Below are 14,056 nucleotides of genomic sequence, written 5' to 3' on the forward strand. Positions count from 1 at the left end.
GGATTCTTATGTCGGTAGCCGCCGGGCAACGCGTAGCGTGCTCGGCGGATCGATCAACGCTGATCGAGCGGGACGAAGGTACGTAGGTCCGGCCCGGTATATTCCGCGCTCGGACGGATGATTCGATTGTTCGCCCGCTGTTCGTAAACGTGTGCGGCCCAACCGGTCAGGCGTGAACACACGAAGATCGGTGTGAACAGCGACGTGGGAATGCCCATGAAGTGGTAGGCAGAGGCATGGTAGAAATCGGCGTTCGGGAATAGCTTCTTCTCTTCCGCCATCGTCTTGTCGATGATTTCCGAAACGGGGAACATCACTGTATCGCCGGTGGCTTCGGCCAATTGCTTGGCCCACCCTTTGATCACCTCGTTGCGCGGGTCAGACTCGCGGTAGACGGCGTGACCGAAGCCCATGATCTTTTCCTTACGCTCGAGCATGCCGAGCAATTCTTCGCGCGCGTCCTCGGGTGCGGCGAAGCGCTCGATCAACGCCATCGCGGCCTCGTTCGCACCGCCATGCAGTGGACCGCGCAGCGAGCCGATCGCGGCGGTGATGCAGGAATAGAGGTCGGACAGCGTCGATGCGCACACCCTGGCGGTGAACGTAGACGCATTGAACTCATGCTCGGCATAAAGAATGAGCGATACATTCATGACGCGGACATGCAAATCGCTGGGCTTTTTACCGTGGAGTAGCGCGAGGAAATGGCCACCGGTGGTGAGCTCATTACTGCGGCAATCGATACGCACGCCGTCGTGGGTGTAGCGATACCAGTAAAGCAAGATGGCCGGGAATGCCGCGAGCAGGCGATCCGTCACATCGCGCTGGTGCTCGAAATCCTTCTCCGGTTCCAACGTACCAAGCATTGAGCAGCCGGTACGCATGACGTCCATCGGATGCGTTTTCTTGGGTATCCGCTCGAGCGTTTCCTTCAGCCGTTGCGGTAGATCCCTCAACCCTTGCAAGCGCGTCTGGTACGCCGCCAGTTGCGATTTGTTCGGCAACTCGCCATGGATGAGGAGATAGGCCACTTCCTCGAAGCACGCGCCATCTGCGAGCGCCTTCACATCGTAGCCGCGATAGGTCAGTCCTGATCCCGTCTTACCGACCGTGCACAGCGCGGTCTGCCCGGCAACCTGTCCTCGGAGCCCTGCTCCGCCCAACACTTTTGCCTCTGCCATAACGCTCTCCCGTCTTGAACTTATTGTTGGATGCGAGATGTTCCGTAGATAACGCTACGGAGCTTTTTAACGCTCGCCCCGAGTCTCTCGGGCGAACAATGCATCGAGGCTTTGCTCGTATGCGTGGTAATTGATGCGGTCGTAGAGCTCGGCGCGCGTTTGCATCGTCTCCACGACATTCTGCTGCGTTCCATCGCGGCGGATCGCCGTGTACACGTTTTCCGCCGCCTTGTTCATGGCCCGAAACGCAGAGAGCGGGTACAGCACCAGCGACACATCAGCACTCGCCAGTTCCTCTACCGTGTAGAGCGGCGTCGATCCGAATTCGGTGATGTTGGCGAGCACTGGCACTTTCACTGCGCTGACGAATTCCCGGTACATTGCCAAGTCGGTCATGGCTTCCGGGAAAATCATGTCGGCGCCGGCTTCGACACAGGCACAGGCTCGATCGATTGCCGCCTGCAAGCCTTCAACGGCCAAGGCATCGGTCCGGGCCATCACGACGAAGGCACCGTCCTGGCGAGCATCCACCGCGGCCTTGATGCGGTCCACCATTTCCTGCTGGGTCACGATTTCCTTGTTGGGTCGATGGCCACAACGCTTGGCGCCGACCTGATCCTCGATGTGGATCGCCGCGGCGCCGAACTTTTCCATGGAGCGCACGGTTCGCGCGACGTTGAACGCTGATGCACCGAAACCCGTGTCCACATCGACCAATAGCGGCAGATCACACACGTCGGTGATGCGCCTGACGTCCGTCAGTACGTCATCCAAGTTTGAAATGCCCAAGTCCGGCAAGCCGAGCGACCCTGCCGCGACGCCGCCGCCGGAGAGATAGATCGCCTTGAACCCGGCGCGCTTGGCTAGCAGCGCATGATTGGCATTGATGGCGCCGACGACTTGCAGGGGGCGCTCGGCGGCGACCGCGTCGCGGAAACGTTGGCCAGCAGATAGCAGGGTCATAATCACCTCTTCTTGAACTTATATAGGTTTAGCCGATGGCTCGGCCCCATTACCAAGGTGGTGTTGCTCGATATTTCGTTTAGATGCGCTGATGTGGCGGCGCATCAGGAGTTCGGCCAGTTCGCCATCGCCTTCGGCGATGGCGTCGAGAATCCGATGATGTTCAGCGAATGCCATATGTGGTCGATTGGGTGTTGATGAGAACTGGATGCGGTACATGCGCACCAGTTGATAGAGCTCATCGCATAGCAGGCGAACCAACATCTGGTTGCCACTACCCTGGATGATCCGGTAGTGGAAATCGTAGTCCCCTTCCTGCTGGTAGTAACCCAGCCCGGCCTGGAACGTCGGGTCCTTTTCGTGTGTGTCAAGCACCCGACGTAGATCGTCGATCTCGCGTCGTGACATTCGCTCGGCGGCCAGCCGACAGGCCATGCCCTCTAGCGACTCGCGGATCTGATAGAGCTCCACCAGCTCGGCGTGATCGAGTGCCACAACGCGTGCACCTACGTGCGGCACACGCACCAGCAAACGCTGACCCTCGAGCCGATGAATGGCCTCTCTCAAGGGGCCACGGCTAATGCCGTAGGTCCGCGCGAGTTCCGGCTCGGAAATCTTGCTGCCTGGCTTGATCGCGCCCGTGACGATGGCCGATTGGATATGACGAAACACATGCTCTGCACGCGTTCCACTCGGGCTCTCGTCAAAGACCGCCTCGATCTCCATTGTCGACACCTATCGCTTAATCTGAACAGAAAATACGCCATAACGTGATCCACGGCAATCCCGCCGCCATGATTGTCGACAATCTTTTGATTGGCGCGCACGCTGCACGCCTCACAGTGATAGCCGAACGCGCGTGCTAGAATGCGCGCCGTTTTTTGCCCACGCTCCGGTTCGTGCCCCCTCCCGCGTTAAATGAGGTTCAGCGTTTTTCCATGCGTTCCCTGAATTTTCACCTCAAGGTGCTGATCACCGTTCTGGTCAGCCTCGGTATTTTCGTCACCGCCTATCAAATCTTCGTTCTGAACATCCCGGTCAAAGCCAACGAAACCGACAACCTCTGGAACATCGATGCGAAGGTCGATTTCCAGGCGGCATCGTCCGGTCCCGTGAAGGCCCAGATGTTCCTGCCTCCGCTCGGGCAAGGCTTCATCAGCCTGAATGAAAGCTTCATTTCCAATAACTATGGCGTGAACGTGAATCGCGTGAACGCCAATCGCGTCATCACTTGGTCCGCGCGGCGGGCCAGCGGCAGCCAGACGCTGTATTACCGCCTCGTGTTGAGTCAGCGATACGGCAGTCAGCAGGACGAGGAAAACGGCCCGATCTATCGCGAAAGCCTGCCCGTGGAGGGCGCAGAACGGATCGCGGCCGAAGCCTTGCTGGCGCCGATCCGACAACACTCGGCGGACGTGGAAACCTTCGTCAGCGAAACCATTCGCCGGGTCAACAATAAGAACGACGATAACGCGCGACTGTTGCTTGGCGGTGACCCGACGGCGCAGCGCAAGGCTGCGGCCGTGGAACTGCTGCTATCGATGGCGCACGTGCCGCTGGAGCGCGTACATACATTGAAGCTGGCCGAAACACCGCAAACGCCTGAACTCTGGCTGCGGAGCTACAACGGAAAACGCTGGCTATATTTCAACCCGGAAACCGGCGAACAAGGGCTGCCACGGGATCGCCTGTTATGGTGGACCGGTGCCGAACCGCTGTTGAAAGTCGACGGTGGGTCCCGGGCTAACGTGACCTTCACTATCGATCGAAGCGAGATCAATGCGATTCGCCTGGCGCAGATCGCGAACCAGAACGCCAGCGCGTCGTTTCTCGAATATTCGCTCTACGGCCTGCCGCTTTCGACGCAGCAGACGTACCAGATCATGATCATGATCCCCATCGGCGTCTTGATCATTCTCATTCTCCGCAACCTAGGCGGCCTGCAGACGCTGGGAACGTTCACACCGGTATTGATCGCCCTAGCCTTTCGTGAGACGCAGCTTGGGTTTGGCATCGTTCTGTTCACGCTCATCACGGCCCTCGGGTTATCCCTGCGTTCGTACCTCGAACATCTGAAGCTGCAGATGCTGCCTAGGCTTTCCGTGGTGCTGACCTTCGTGGTGGTGCTGATCGCGGTCATCAGCCTGTTCAGTCATAAACTCGGGTTGGAACAAGGGCTGTCGGTCGCGCTGTTCCCGATGGTCATCCTGACGATGACTATCGAACGACTGTCGATCACCTGGGAAGAACGCGGCGCCGGGCATGCCATGAAAGTGGCCGCCGGCACGCTCATCGCCGCCACGCTCGCGCACCTGGTGATGAACATCGCTGCGCTGACGTACTTCATGTTCACCTTCCCGGCCACGCTGCTGATCCTGGTTGGCTTCATGCTGGCAATGGGGCGCTACCGCGGTTATCGACTTACCGAGCTGATCCGCTTCAAAGCGTTCCTCAAGGAGTGAGCAGGCAGACATGATCGGACTCTGGAGAACCTGGAAGGCCCTTGAAGCCAAGGGCATCATGGGCATCAACCGGCGTAACGCAGACTACGTGCTGAAGTACAACCGGCGCAGCCTGTATCCCATCGTGGATGACAAGATCATTACCAAGCAGCGCGCGATCGATGCCGGCATACAAGTACCGGAACTGTACGGAATCATCGAGACCGAAAAGCAGATCGAACGCCTGCATGAAATCGTCGGCGGCCGCTCGGACTTCGTGGTGAAGCCCGCGCAGGGCGCCGGTGGTGACGGCATTCTCGTGATCGCCGATCGATTCGAGGGTCGCTACAAGACGGTCTCAGGCAAGCTGGTCAGCCATGACGATATCGAACATCAGATTTCGAGCATTCTGACGGGCCTTTATTCCCTTGGCGGGCACCGGGACCGTGCACTGATCGAATACCGCGTAACGCCGGACCCGATCTTCAAAAGCATCAGCTACGAGGGCGTGCCTGACATTCGTATCATCGTCTTGATGGGATATCCCGTCATGGCCATGCTGCGCCTGCCCACCCGCCAATCCCATGGCAAGGCCAATTTGCACCAAGGGGCCATTGGCGTCGGCGTCGATCTCGCGTCCGGCCTGACATTGCAGGGATCCTGGCTGAACGACAAGATCAGCAAGCACCCAGATACGGGCAACCCGGTCGCTGACGTACAGCTACCGGACTGGGCGGGTTTCATGCACCTGGCCGCCAGCTGCTACGAGCTCTGTGGGCTGGGTTACATTGGCGTGGATATGGTGCTGGATCAGGAACGAGGGCCGTTGATCCTTGAACTCAACGCCAGACCGGGCTTGAACATACAGATTGCCAATGACTGCGGTCTGACCCTGCGCACGCACGCGGTAGAAGCGCATCTCGGGACGCTTTCGCAGCGAGGATTGACCGAAGATGTCCCCACACGCGTAGCATTTGCTCAGGGGCTGTTCGGACGTCAGGCTTAGCGCGGTAACACCGGCGCATGGCATCCGACGATCAGGTGCCGGGGCAATCCGGCACTCATCGCCGCAAAACACTGTCTAGTTGGCGCCAGCCATTACTTCTTTCACGCCAACGCACTGCGATTCTCAGATCCGCGTTGCCATGGACATTCAACATGCCGATTTGCACCGCCCTACCGTTGCCCTACCAGTCGAACGCGGCCGCGCTTTTCGCTGCGCTTTCAGACGCACCGGGTGCGGTTTTGCTGGATTCTGGCCGGCCAGAGGCCGAGCGCGGCAGGTTCGACATTGCAAGCGCATGGCCGATCGAGCAGTTCATGCCGGAAGATCTGGAAGCGGGATCGATGTTTTTCACACGCCTGAAAGAGGCGCTTGAGCAGCTGGGGCCTGCGGCACCGCCCCTAGGCATGGACATCCCCTTCTGTGGCGGTCTGATCGGCTATCTCTCGTATGATTTTGGAACGCGGCTCGAGCGCCTTCCAGAAACAGCCAGTGATGACCTCCACCTGCCGCCTGCGCAGATGGGGCTGTATGACTGGGCGCTAGTGACCGATCACTGCACGCGCGCGACCTACGTCGTCTTTCATCCATCGGCAACCGCAGAGCGCCAGGCCGATCTATGCACCCGACTTCAAGCGTCGGCCCCGGCAAAAACCGATTTCCGTCTGCGTCGTGCCTTCTCGCGTGTCATTACCGAAGGCCAGTACCGAACCGCTATCGAGCAAATCCAGGCGTACATCACCGCGGGCGACTGCTATCAGGTCAACTACGCGCAGCGCTTCAGCAGCGAGTACGGTGGCGACCCCTGGTACGCATACCAAGCGCTACGATCAGCGTGCCCGACGCCGTTCTCGGCGTATCTGTCGCTGGGAGATGATCAAGCGATCCTTAGTTTATCGCCCGAGCGTTTCATTGCAGCGGATAGCGGCCATGTCGAAACGCGACCGATCAAGGGTACGCGGCCACGTGGCGTGACGCCGGAGGACGATCGAGCCTTCGCCGACGACCTGCTTCACAGCGAGAAGGATCGCGCGGAAAATCTGATGATCGTGGACCTGCTCCGCAATGATCTGGGCCGCAGCTGTGCACCAGGAACCGTGCGCGTGCCGGAGCTGTTTTCACTTGAAAGTTATCCCAATGTGCACCATCTGGTAAGTAGCGTTCAGGGCATGCTGGCACCGGATAAAGATGTGTTCGATCTGTTGGCCGGCAGTTTTCCAGGCGGCTCGATCACCGGCGCCCCGAAGATCCGCGCGATGGAAATCATCGATGAGCTCGAACCAACCTGTCGCGGTCCTTACTGCGGCTCGATCCTTTACCTCGATGTACGCGGGCGCATGGACAGTTCGATCAGCATCCGGACGCTACTCGCTTGGAACGGGCAAATCCATTGCTGGGGCGGCGGCGGCATCGTGGCTGACTCTGAATGGCGTAGTGAATACGAAGAATCGATCACCAAAGTGCGAGTGTTGCTGGAGACGCTCTCCCAATTCGTCGCGGAGCCGGGTGGTTCGCAAGACACCCGCGCTGCTAACATCGCGCCCCCACCGTGCAAATGACAGGAGCCTTACATGACCTTCGACCTGCAGCGCATCAATTCCGAGCTCGGCCGAGATGCCGAAAAACTCGTTGAATGGGCATTAGGCCTTGGCAAATCCGCCATCTGCACGACGAATTTCCGTCCGTTCGAGGCGGTGATCCTGCACATGGTGACCCGAGTCAAGCCGGACATTCCGGTTGTATGGATGGACAACGGCTACAACACCGAGGCCACCTATCGTTTCGCGGACGAGGTGACCAAGAAGCTCGACCTCAATCTGGATATCTATCTACCCAAGCGCACGCGTGCCCATCGTGAAGCCGTAGAAGGGTTGGTTCCGGCACTGGACGATCCAAAGCACGCTGCCTTTACCGAAGAGGTGAAACTCGAGCCGTTTGCCCGCGCGCTGCGGGAAAAGGCACCGGAAGTCTGGTTCACCGCACTGCGTGCATCCGACACCGCGGTACGGGCGCAGATGGACCCGGTCAGCCTCAATCAGGATGGCCTGATCAAAGTAGCGCCATTGCTGCATTGGTCATCGAAAGACCTGTACGAGTACTTGGTCAAGCATGATCTACCGAACAACTTCGATTACGTCGATCCCACCAAGGGCGAAGAAAACCGCGAGTGCGGTCTTCATCTAAGCCACTGATAGCCGATGGACCTGCGGCCAGCGTCCAGCCTCAATAGGTCGGCAACTCGACACCGGTGAACAGCGACTCCAATTCGGCACGGCCGTGGCATTGCACGGCCTTCGCCATCACGTCGCGAGTGAGATGAGGCGCGAACGTCTCAATGAAGTCGCACATGAAGCCCCGTAGGAACGTTCCTCTACGGAAACCGATCTTGGTAATACTCGACTCGAACAGTGCGCTGGCATCGAGTACCACGAGATCGCTGTCATTTACCTCGTCCACCGCCATTCGCGCAACGATGCCAACACCCAGGCCGAGCCGTACGTACGTCTTGATCACGTCCGCGTCTGCGGCGGTGAATACGACCTTGGGTTGCAGCCCTTTACGGTGGAAAGCCTCGTCCAGCTTCGAACGTCCGGTAAACCCGAACACGTACGTCACCAGCGGTTGCTCAGCCAGGACCTCAAGGGTCAATTTCGAAACGCTTGCGAGCGGATGGTCCTTGGGCACGATGACGCAACGGTTCCAGCGATAGCACGGCATCATGATCAAATCGCCAAATTGCTCCAACCCTTCGGTAGCGATGGCAAAGTCCGCAGACCCGTCTGCGGCCATCTCCGCGATCTGCGTCGGCGTTCCCTGCTGCATATGCAACGAAACGTCCGGGTAGCGCTTGATGAAGGCTTTTATGACCGATGGAAGCGCATAGCGTGCCTGGGTGTGCGTTGTCGCGATCGATAGCGTGCCCTTCTTTTCATTGGAGAACTCTTGGGCGATCTGCTTGATGCTTTCGCACTTACGCAGAATTTCACCCGCGGTCTGAATGATTCGCTCCCCTGCAGGCGTGACCCGCGTAAGGTGCTTGCCGCTACGGGCGAACACTTCGACGCCAAGTTCGTCTTCCAGCAACCTGATCTGTTTACTGATACCGGGCTGTGAGGTGTAGAGGCTCTGCGCGGTAGCGGATACGTTCAGATCGTGATGCGCCACTTCCCAGATGTAACGCAATTGCTGAAGCTTCATTCAGAACTCCTTGGCGGCACGATGGCGAAAAAGCGTTTATAACCAAAACAACACTATGTCGTCCAACGTTAGATCATTATTAATCTTTTAGACCATGAGTGGGCGTACGCGAACTAACGCAGATAATAGGCAGCAAATACCCGACGATGCTTTGTGTACGGTCATAGGGGTGGCAGCATCGGCACGACATGAACCGGTACGGTGCATGTTTGTACGACCCGGTGTGCAGTACGGCCGAGCGGTGTTGGGGCATCGCCACCCTGGCTGCGGGTGCCGATTACGACCAGATCCACTCCAAGCGCCTTGGCTTGAGTGGTGATCACATCAGCCGGATCGCCTTGGATCGCCTGAACGGCACGAATGAGGTCGTGCCCCTGCTGCATGCTATCGAGCTCTTCTTTGAAAGATTCCAGTACACGCGCTTCGATAGACGTAAGAACAGCATCGAGGCCCTGCGCTTGAAGATCCTGCAACTGCGCATCGCCGAGATACGTCCGCAGGACCGAATGCGCTAGAAGTCCCAACGGCTCAACCGCATGAACCACATACAGTTCTGCTTTGAAGGCTTGGGACTGTGAAAGCGCATGTTGTAATACGTACGGGGCGTAAAACCCCAAATCGGTCGCATACAGTATGGATCGAATCATTACGGCCTCCTCGACACCTGATCTGGTGCGGCCCCGCTTGGATAAGCTTAGCAGGGCCGCGGCATGGCGCATGTCAATCGATGACTTACGCTCTAGGTATGTGGGCCGTTACGCGGTTTTGGTCTGCCGCCTACGCCCAGTGACCATCAGCGGGTCGGGCGGGCATTGTACTGGCGCGCCGGAACACGTTAAGGTTCGCCTCCCCCGCTCCGACACATCGGCCTATCTTCGCTAGACGGGGGGTAGCTGGCCCGTGACCCTGACGAGAAAACGATGGCTGATTTACCGATAGACGACCTGAACGTCGCGTCCAATGAAACGCTGATCACGCCCGAACAGCTAAAGCGTGAAATTCCTCTCACAACTGCTGCCGAACGAACCGTGACTGCAGGCCGTGCAGCGGTGCGCAACATCCTGGACGGCAGCGATCACAGGCTCTTCATCGTGATCGGTCCTTGCTCGATACACGACCTGAAAGCGGCCAAGGAGTACGCACAACGTCTGAAGGCGTTAGCTGAAGAGGTCAGCGATACGCTTTTACTGGTAATGCGTGTTTATTTCGAAAAGCCCAGAACGACCGTGGGCTGGAAAGGCCTGATCAACGATCCCTATTTGGATGATTCCTTCAAGATTCAAGACGGTCTGCATATCGGACGCCAACTGCTACTCGACCTTGCAGAACTGGGCCTGCCCACTGCGACCGAAGCACTGGATCCCATTTCACCACAGTACCTTCAGGATCTGATCAGCTGGTCGGCCATCGGCGCACGTACGACCGAGTCTCAGACACACCGCGAAATGGCCTCCGGCCTCTCCTCGGCGGTGGGATTCAAGAACGGTACAGACGGGAGCCTGACTGTCGCCATCAACGCGCTGCAATCTGTCTCCCAACCTCATCGGTTCCTGGGGATCAACCAGCAAGGTGGCGTATCGATCGTCTCGACGAAAGGCAACCCTTACGGGCATGTGGTCCTGCGAGGCGGTAACGGCAAGCCGAACTACGATTCGGTTAGCGTCGCTGTCTGCGAGCAGCAACTCGCCAAGGCAAAGATTCGCCCTAACATCATGATCGATTGCAGCCACGCGAATTCGAACAAGGATCCGTCCCTGCAGCCGCTGGTGATGGAGAATGTGTCGAACCAGATTCTCGAAGGCAACCGCTCGATCGTTGGCTTGATGGTCGAAAGCCATCTGGGTTGGGGAAGCCAGTCGATCCCTGAAAACCTATGCGATCTTCAATACGGCGTTTCAATCACAGATGCGTGCATTGATTGGGACACGACTGAGAAAGCGGTGCGCAGCATGCATACGAAACTCAAGAGCGTATTGCCTACCCGCCCAAGGACCTGATTTCCCTTTTGAGATGCCCGGTGTGCCGCAGTCCAAAGGCACACCGGCTTTTCGATACGGCTAGGATGCGGCGTTATGTTCTTCGTCACGCTTTGCCAGATAGCTCTCGACATAAGAACACGAGGGTATGACCGTATACCCAATGCGATCGGCGTAAGCCAACGCCGCCGCCGCTAATGCCGCAGCAACCCCTCGTCCGCGGATTTCGTTAGGTACGAAGGTGCGGTAAAGGTCCAGCGTTTGTTTACCTAAATCCATGTAAACGAGATAGGCGCGGTGCCCATCGAGAGTCACTTCGAATTGATGACCGGCTTGGTCATGGTGAATGGGCAGCGCGTCGTTCATCATCTTTCCTAGGCGGAACACGTCCGCTCGATTCTTTTATTGTTGTTGGCAGTGCTACTGATCAGACCCGGTGGCTTTATGGCTGTTCGCCACCAATCATCGGACTGTGAGTGGTTATACTCTAGCGGTAAATTCAATTACGCGGCCATAGGCAGGACGTCCGGAAACTCCTCTCTGCGGGCATCCTTCATCAAGGCGCCTATATATTGGCAAGGAATGAGTATTCATTGCGCACCTATGTTTGCGGCAATAACACTTCTGGTTCGTTCGTTGCGATAAACCCTGTTCTCGCTGGACATATCGAGTTTACTTAATGCGGGTTATGGGTAGTATGTAACCGCCGATCTTATAACGATCGGAAACATTATTACCTCTAAGGGGAACACGATGAACAGCGCTCTGAAATTCTCTGCTTTGGCTCTGGCAGCAGTTCTGGCCGGTTGCAGCAGCGTATCCACGGAAACCGAAGCGCGCCTGACCGCGACCGAAGACGCAGCAGCCCGCGCTCAAGCCACTGCCGAAGAAGCTAGCCGCAAAGCCGATGACGCGATGGCAGCGGCTCAGAAAGCTCAGCAGACTGCTGACGAAGCAAACGAGCGCGCCCTGCGCATGCTGGAACGTGCTAGCCGCAAGTAAGCGCGCTAAGCAGCGAGAAACCGGCTCATCGAGCCGGTTTTTTTTGACCAAATTTCACGCATGAAAAAGCCACCCGGAGGTGGCTTTTTCAGAGTCGAGACGGCTTACGCCTTCTTGACTTCCCAGCCGGTCAGCTCGGCCAGAGCCTTGCCAATGTCAGCCAAAGAACGCACGGTTTTGACACCTGCGTCCTGCAGCGCTGCGAACTTCTCGTCTGCAGTACCTTTACCACCGGAAATGATCGCGCCGGCGTGGCCCATGCGCTTTCCAGGAGGTGCGGTAACACCAGCGATGTAGGAAACAACAGGCTTGGTGACGTTGGCCTTGATGTAGGCCGCTGCCTCTTCTTCAGCCGAACCGCCAATCTCACCGATCATGACGATCGCTTCGGTCTTCGGATCTTCCTGGAACAACTTCAGGATATCGATGAAGTTGGAACCTGGGATCGGGTCGCCACCGATGCCCACGCACGTGGACTGACCGAAACCAGCATCCGTGGTCTGCTTGACGGCTTCATAGGTCAGGGTACCTGAGCGGGACACGATGCCTACTTTGCCAGGCTGGTGAATGTGACCTGGCATGATGCCGATCTTGCATTCGCCGGGGGTAATCACACCTGGGCAGTTCGGGCCGATCAGGCGTACGCCCAACTCGTCGCACTTGACCTTGGCTTCCAGCATGTCGATGGTCGGGATACCTTCGGTGATGCAGACGATCAGCTTGATGCCGCCGAAGGCCGCTTCCAGGATCGAGTCCTTGCAGAAGGGTGCCGGAACGTAGATCACGGAGGCATCGGCGCCGGTGGTCTCTACTGCTTCTTTGACCGTATTGAATACGGGCAGGCCCAGATGAGTGGTGCCGCCTTTACCGGGCGTTACGCCACCGACCATTTGTGTGCCGTAGGCGATGGCCTGTTCGCTGTGAAAGGTGCCCTGCGAGCCAGTGAAGCCTTGGCAGATGACCTTGGTATCTTTATTGATCAAAACGCTCATTACTTGCCCTCCGCGGCCTTGACGACCTGCTGGGCAGCGTCGGTCAGGCTGGTTGCCGCGATGATGTTCAGGCCGCTTTCGGCCAGGACCTTGGCGCCGAGTTCGGCGTTGTTGCCTTCAAGGCGAACGACCACAGGTACCTTCACACCAACTTCCTTCACTGCACCGATGATCCCTTCGGCAATCATGTCGCAACGGACGATACCGCCGAAGATGTTCACCAGAACGGCAGCGACGTTGCTGTCGGACAGGATGATCTTGAACGCCTCAGTCACGCGCTCTTTGGTCGCGCCACCGCCTACGTCCAAGAAGTTGGCGGGCTTGCCACCGTGCAGGTTGACGATGTCCATGGTGCCCATCGCGAGACCGGCGCCGTTGACCATGCAACCGATGTTGCCTTCCAGAGCGACGTAGTTCAGCTCCCACTTCTGCGCATGCGCTTCACGAGCATCGTCCTGCGACGGATCGTGCATGGCGCGCAGCTTGGGCTGGCGGAACATTGCGTTGCTGTCGATGTTGATCTTGGCGTCCAGGCAATGCAGGTTGCCGTCTTTCTTGATCACCAGCGGGTTCACTTCCAGCAGTGCCAGGTCATAGTCCTGGAACAGCTTGGCGAGACCGACGAAGATATGGGTGAACTGCTTGACCTGGTCACCTTTCAAGCCCAGCTGGAAGGCCAGCTCGCGGCCTTGGTAAGGCTGCGCGCCAACCAGCGGGTCGATGGTGGCCTTGAGGATCTTCTCAGGGGTGTCGTGGGCAACCTTCTCGATGTCCACACCACCTTCGGTGGAGGCCATGAACACGATGCGACGGCTGGAGCGATCGACAACCGCACCTAGGTACAGCTCTTTGTCGATATCGGTGCACGACTCGACGAGAATTTTGGCGACAGGCTGACCGTTGGCATCCGTCTGGTAGGTCACCAGACGCTGGCCGAGCCACTTGGCCGCGAATTCTTTAGCTTCTTCTTTGCTCTTGACGAGCTTGACGCCACCCGCTTTACCGCGGCCACCAGCGTGGACCTGGGCCTTGACGACCCACTCGTCACCGCCGATACGGCCACAGGCCTCGTAGGCCTCCTGAGGCGTATCAACAGCGAAGCCTTTGGATACAGGCAGGCCGTACTCAGCGAACAGCTGCTTACCCTGATATTCGTGAAGATTCATGCTTATCTACCGTCTTCGTTTAGGTATTGCGCATTTCGGCGCTGCGGATATGCCGCGCCACCTGTGATCACCCGGCGTGCGGGAGATCCGGCGAGCTTTCCGCGGCACGTTGCGTGAACATGCGACGGGCACCT

Annotated in this window: 14 protein-coding genes; 6 read left to right on the plus strand and 8 right to left on the minus strand. The window is 58.0% G+C overall.

Annotation, left to right across the window (positions count from 1 at the left end; genetic code table 11):
- Positions 1-53 precede the first annotated feature (53 nt).
- The 3 genes from prpC to IEY47_RS17470 form a co-directional block, all read right to left on the minus strand.
- A complete protein-coding gene (gene prpC / locus IEY47_RS17460) occupies positions 54-1,181 on the minus strand; it encodes a bifunctional 2-methylcitrate synthase/citrate synthase (RefSeq protein WP_188985037.1) in 1,128 nt (375 codons plus the stop codon).
- Between the two features lie 66 nt (positions 1,182-1,247).
- Positions 1,248-2,144, minus strand: coding sequence for a methylisocitrate lyase (gene prpB / locus IEY47_RS17465; RefSeq protein ID WP_373293628.1), 897 nt, complete (start codon positions 2,142-2,144; stop codon positions 1,248-1,250).
- Between the two features lie 18 nt (positions 2,145-2,162).
- The gene (locus IEY47_RS17470; protein ID WP_188985041.1) at positions 2,163-2,870 is read right to left on the minus strand and encodes a GntR family transcriptional regulator; all 708 of its coding nucleotides are present in this window, start codon (positions 2,868-2,870) and stop codon (positions 2,163-2,165) included.
- Positions 2,871-3,082: 212 nt separating this feature from the next.
- Between IEY47_RS17470 and rloB the strand changes: the two genes are divergently transcribed.
- From rloB to IEY47_RS17490, 4 genes are all read left to right on the plus strand, one after another.
- Complete coding sequence (gene rloB, locus IEY47_RS17475) at positions 3,083-4,606, plus strand: osmotic stress tolerance membrane protein RloB (RefSeq protein ID WP_188985043.1); 1,524 nt, start codon at positions 3,083-3,085, stop codon at positions 4,604-4,606.
- A 13-nt stretch (positions 4,607-4,619) separates the two neighbouring features.
- Positions 4,620-5,591 carry an alpha-L-glutamate ligase-like protein gene (locus tag IEY47_RS17480; protein ID WP_188985359.1) on the plus strand — a complete coding sequence of 324 codons (972 nt, stop codon included), beginning with the start codon at positions 4,620-4,622 and terminating at the stop codon, positions 5,589-5,591.
- 152 nt (positions 5,592-5,743) lie between these two features.
- On the plus strand, positions 5,744-7,147 hold the full coding sequence (pabB, locus tag IEY47_RS17485; RefSeq protein ID WP_188985045.1) for an aminodeoxychorismate synthase component I: 1,404 nt from the start codon (positions 5,744-5,746) through the stop codon (positions 7,145-7,147).
- A gap of 12 nt (positions 7,148-7,159) precedes the next feature.
- Complete coding sequence (locus IEY47_RS17490; RefSeq protein ID WP_188985047.1) at positions 7,160-7,780, plus strand: phosphoadenosine phosphosulfate reductase domain-containing protein; 621 nt, start codon at positions 7,160-7,162, stop codon at positions 7,778-7,780.
- A gap of 31 nt (positions 7,781-7,811) precedes the next feature.
- Here the strand turns inward: IEY47_RS17490 and cysB are convergent, their stop codons facing one another.
- On the minus strand, positions 7,812-8,786 hold the full coding sequence (cysB, locus tag IEY47_RS17495) for an HTH-type transcriptional regulator CysB (protein WP_188985049.1): 975 nt from the start codon (positions 8,784-8,786) through the stop codon (positions 7,812-7,814).
- A gap of 161 nt (positions 8,787-8,947) precedes the next feature.
- Positions 8,948-9,433, minus strand: a complete 486-nt coding sequence (locus IEY47_RS17500) for a universal stress protein (RefSeq protein WP_188985051.1) — start codon at positions 9,431-9,433, stop codon at positions 8,948-8,950.
- A gap of 273 nt (positions 9,434-9,706) precedes the next feature.
- Here IEY47_RS17500 and IEY47_RS17505 point away from each other — a divergent pair, with 273 nt between their 5' ends.
- Positions 9,707-10,783: a 3-deoxy-7-phosphoheptulonate synthase gene (locus tag IEY47_RS17505; protein ID WP_188985053.1), complete on the plus strand. Its 1,077-nt coding sequence runs from the start codon at positions 9,707-9,709 to the stop codon at positions 10,781-10,783.
- A gap of 60 nt (positions 10,784-10,843) precedes the next feature.
- On the opposite strand, the gene IEY47_RS17510 is transcribed toward IEY47_RS17505, so the two are convergent.
- Complete coding sequence (locus IEY47_RS17510; protein WP_188985055.1) at positions 10,844-11,128, minus strand: GNAT family N-acetyltransferase; 285 nt, start codon at positions 11,126-11,128, stop codon at positions 10,844-10,846.
- Positions 11,129-11,515: 387 nt separating this feature from the next.
- On the opposite strand from IEY47_RS17510, the gene IEY47_RS17515 reads away from it, so the two are divergent.
- Complete coding sequence (locus IEY47_RS17515; RefSeq protein ID WP_188985057.1) at positions 11,516-11,764, plus strand: Lpp/OprI family alanine-zipper lipoprotein; 249 nt, start codon at positions 11,516-11,518, stop codon at positions 11,762-11,764.
- 104 nt (positions 11,765-11,868) lie between these two features.
- Here the strand turns inward: IEY47_RS17515 and sucD are convergent, their stop codons facing one another.
- Positions 11,869-12,756 carry a succinate--CoA ligase subunit alpha gene (gene sucD, locus IEY47_RS17520; RefSeq protein WP_188985059.1) on the minus strand — a complete coding sequence of 296 codons (888 nt, stop codon included), beginning with the start codon at positions 12,754-12,756 and terminating at the stop codon, positions 11,869-11,871.
- Complete coding sequence (sucC, locus tag IEY47_RS17525; RefSeq protein ID WP_188985061.1) at positions 12,756-13,922, minus strand: ADP-forming succinate--CoA ligase subunit beta; 1,167 nt, start codon at positions 13,920-13,922, stop codon at positions 12,756-12,758. Before sucC ends, sucD begins: the two co-directional genes overlap by 1 nt.
- Positions 13,923-14,056 lie beyond the last annotated feature (134 nt).

Origin of the sequence: Pseudomonas matsuisoli (genome assembly GCF_014647635.1) — a bacterium.
GTDB classification, from domain to species: domain Bacteria; phylum Pseudomonadota; class Gammaproteobacteria; order Pseudomonadales; family Pseudomonadaceae; genus Pseudomonas_P; species Pseudomonas_P matsuisoli.

Coding starts and splice junctions, on each gene's coding strand:
- prpC (WP_188985037.1), bottom strand. CDS start 1,181: ATGGCAGAGGCAAAAGTGTTGGGCGGAGCAGGGCTCCGAGGACAGGTT.
- rloB (WP_188985043.1), top strand. CDS start 3,083: ATGCGTTCCCTGAATTTTCACCTCAAGGTGCTGATCACCGTTCTGGTC.
- cysB (WP_188985049.1), bottom strand. CDS start 8,786: ATGAAGCTTCAGCAATTGCGTTACATCTGGGAAGTGGCGCATCACGAT.
- IEY47_RS17505 (WP_188985053.1), top strand. CDS start 9,707: ATGGCTGATTTACCGATAGACGACCTGAACGTCGCGTCCAATGAAACG.
- IEY47_RS17490 (WP_188985047.1), top strand. CDS start 7,160: ATGACCTTCGACCTGCAGCGCATCAATTCCGAGCTCGGCCGAGATGCC.
- IEY47_RS17515 (WP_188985057.1), top strand. CDS start 11,516: ATGAACAGCGCTCTGAAATTCTCTGCTTTGGCTCTGGCAGCAGTTCTG.
- IEY47_RS17500 (WP_188985051.1), bottom strand. CDS start 9,433: ATGATTCGATCCATACTGTATGCGACCGATTTGGGGTTTTACGCCCCG.
- sucC (WP_188985061.1), bottom strand. CDS start 13,922: ATGAATCTTCACGAATATCAGGGTAAGCAGCTGTTCGCTGAGTACGGC.
- IEY47_RS17470 (WP_188985041.1), bottom strand. CDS start 2,870: ATGGAGATCGAGGCGGTCTTTGACGAGAGCCCGAGTGGAACGCGTGCA.
- prpB (WP_373293628.1), bottom strand. CDS start 2,144: ATGACCCTGCTATCTGCTGGCCAACGTTTCCGCGACGCGGTCGCCGCC.
- pabB (WP_188985045.1), top strand. CDS start 5,744: ATGCCGATTTGCACCGCCCTACCGTTGCCCTACCAGTCGAACGCGGCC.
- sucD (WP_188985059.1), bottom strand. CDS start 12,756: ATGAGCGTTTTGATCAATAAAGATACCAAGGTCATCTGCCAAGGCTTC.
- IEY47_RS17510 (WP_188985055.1), bottom strand. CDS start 11,128: ATGAACGACGCGCTGCCCATTCACCATGACCAAGCCGGTCATCAATTC.